Source organism: Streptomyces sp. WELS2 (genome assembly GCF_013870595.1).
In the GTDB taxonomy this organism is placed as follows: domain Bacteria; phylum Actinomycetota; class Actinomycetes; order Streptomycetales; family Streptomycetaceae; genus Streptomyces.
This window is the reverse complement of the sequence record NZ_JACBWZ010000811.1, coordinates 1-2,731: the sequence shown is the minus strand read 5'-3', so window position 1 is coordinate 2,731 and position 2,731 is coordinate 1. Positions and strand designations below refer to the sequence as shown.

The 2,731-nt window shown below is 72.0% G+C and carries 3 protein-coding genes; 2 read left to right on the top strand and 1 reads right to left on the bottom strand.

From position 1 onward, the window contains the following. Positions 1-53: 53 nt before the first annotated feature. Positions 54-650: a TetR/AcrR family transcriptional regulator gene (locus tag H5J33_RS30190; protein WP_181797964.1), complete on the bottom strand. Its 597-nt coding sequence runs from the start codon at positions 648-650 to the stop codon at positions 54-56. A gap of 96 nt (positions 651-746) precedes the next feature. On the opposite strand from H5J33_RS30190, the gene H5J33_RS30185 reads away from it, so the two are divergent. Beyond that, positions 747-2,363: a carboxyl transferase domain-containing protein gene (locus H5J33_RS30185; RefSeq protein ID WP_181797963.1), complete on the top strand. Its 1,617-nt coding sequence runs from the start codon at positions 747-749 to the stop codon at positions 2,361-2,363. 11 nt (positions 2,364-2,374) lie between these two features. Further along, positions 2,375-2,731: biotin carboxylase N-terminal domain-containing protein (locus H5J33_RS30180; RefSeq protein ID WP_309485522.1), on the top strand; the 357-nt coding region annotated here is incomplete at its 3' end.

The following is a 2,731-nucleotide window of genomic DNA, read 5'->3' as shown; positions in this document are numbered from 1 at the left end:
CTCCTCGACGGGCCCACGGCCGCCGCCTCCCCGGCGGGGAAAACGCCCTGCGGCTACTCCTGCCCGGCCGCCTCGAACGCCCCCCGTGCCATCCGGTGCAGGAGGTCCGCCGTCGTTCCCCGGCCGGGGAGCGTGCCGGCGCGGCCGAGGTGGGGGGTGGAGTTGAGCAGGCCGAAGACGGAGTGGACGGCCGAGCGGGCGGCCGGTTCGGTCAGGCCCGGGTAGGCCTCGCGGACCACCTGCACCCACAACTCCACGTACTGCCGCTGGAGCTGGCGCACCAGCTTGCGGTCGCTGTCGCGCAGCCGGTCCAGCTCGCGGTCGTGCAGGGTGATCAGCGGGCGGTCGTCCAGGGCGAAGTCGATGTGGCCCTCGATCAGGGAGTCCAGCACGCGGGTCGCGGGGATCCCGTCGGCCTCCGCCAGCCGGCGCCGCGCACCGGTGAGGAGCTGTCCGCTGATGCCGACCAGCAGCTCGGCGAGCATCGCGTCCTTGCCCGGGAAGTGCCGGTACAGCCCGGGGCCGCTGATGCCGACCGCGGCGCCTATCTCGTCGACACCGACGCCGTGGAATCCGCGTTCGGCGAAGAGCCGCGCGGCCTCCTTGAGGATCTGCTCGCGGCGGGTGGGGGCGTCGGTTCTGCTGGCCATGCCGTCAATTCTAGACAGCGACGTTAGCGGTCGTTAACCTGAAGGGAATGGTTAACGCTCATTAACAGGTTCGGACACCGGTGAGGGGACCGCAGGATGCAGGAGGCACCGGAGCTTCACAGCGCGGCCGATCCCGCGTCGGAGGGCTGGCGGGCCAACGAGGAGGCCCATCTCCAGCTCGTGGAGGAGCTGCGCGGCAAACTCGCCGCGGCGGCCCTCGGCGGCGGCGAGAAGGCCCGCGCCCGGCACACCGCGCGCGGCAAGCTGCTGCCCAGGGACAGGGTGGACACACTGCTCGACCCGGGATCGCCCTTCCTGGAGCTGGCGCCGCTCGCGGCCGACGGGATGTACGACGGGCAGGCCCCGGCCGCCGGCGTGATCGCCGGCATCGGGCGGGTCAGCGGCCGCGAGTGCGTGATCGTGGCGAACGACGCCACGGTCAAGGGCGGCACGTACTACCCGATGACGGTCAAGAAACACCTGCGCGCCCAGGAGGTGGCCCTGGACAACCGGCTGCCGTGCGTCTATCTGGTCGACTCCGGCGGGGCCTTCCTGCCGATGCAGGACGAGGTCTTCCCCGACCGGGACCACTTCGGCCGGATCTTCTACAACCAGGCCCGCATGTCCGGCGCGGGCATCCCGCAGATCGCGGCCGTCATGGGCTCCTGCACGGCGGGCGGGGCGTACGTCCCGGCGATGAGCGACGAGGCCGTGATCGTGCGGAACCAGGGCACGATCTTCCTGGGCGGGCCGCCCCTGGTGAAGGCGGCCACCGGCGAGGTCGTCACCGCCGAGGAACTGGGCGGCGGCGAGGTGCACTCCCGGGTCTCCGGGGTCACCGACCACCTCGCCGAGGACGACGCGCACGCGCTCAGGATCGTCCGGGACATCGTGGCCACGCTCCCCGCCCGGCGGTCGCTGCCCTGGGAGGTCCGGCCGTCCGTCGAACCCAAGGTGGACCCGTACGGGCTCTACGGCGCCGTCCCGGTCGACTCCCGTACCCCCTACGACGTCCGCGAGATCATCGCGCGCGTGGTCGACGGCTCGCGGTTCGCCGAGTTCAAGGCGGAGTTCGGGCAGACCCTGGTCACCGGGTTCGCGCGGATCCACGGCCACCCGGTGGGGATCGTCGCCAACAACGGCATCCTGTTCTCCGAGTCCGCCCAGAAGGGCGCCCACTTCATCGAGCTGTGCGACCAGCGCGGCATCCCGCTGGTGTTCCTCCAGAACATCTCGGGCTTCATGGTCGGCAAGGACTACGAGGCGGGGGGCATCGCCAAGCACGGCGCCAAGATGGTCACCGCGGTGGCCTGCACGCGCGTGCCCAAGCTGACGGTGGTGGTCGGCGGCTCCTACGGCGCGGGCAACTACTCGATGTGCGGCCGGGCCTACTCCCCGCGCTTCCTGTGGATGTGGCCCAACGCCAAGATCTCCGTGATGGGCGGCGAGCAGGCCGCGTCCGTGCTGGCGACCGTCAAGCGGGACCAGCTGGAGGGGCGCGGCGAGCAGTGGCCCGCCGATGAGGAAGAGGCGTTCAAGGCGCCGATCCGCGCCCAGTACGAGCGCCAGGGCAACGCCTACTACGCCACCGCCCGGCTCTGGGACGACGGAGTGATCGACCCGCTGGACACCCGTCAGGTCCTCGGTCTGGCCCTGACGGCCTGCGCCAACGCGCCTCTGGGAGACCCCCAGTTCGGCGTCTTCCGGATGTGAGGAGGGGAACCGTGTTCGACACAGTGCTGGTGGCCAACCGGGGCGAGATCGCCGTACGCGTGATCCGTACGCTGCGCGCCCTGGGCGTGCGCTCGGTGGCGGTCTTCTCCGACGCCGACGCCGACGCGCGGCACGTACGGGAGGCCGACACGGCGGTACGGATCGGTCCGGCGCCGGCCACCGAGAGCTATCTGTCGGTGGAGCGGCTGCTGGAGGCCGCCGCGCGCACCGGCGCCCAGGCCGTCCACCCCGGGTACGGCTTCCTCGCGGAGAACGCGGCCTTCGCGCGGGCGTGCGAGGAGGCGGGGCTGGTCTTCATCGGCCCGCCGGCGGACGCGATCGCGCTGATGGGCGACAAGATCCGGGCC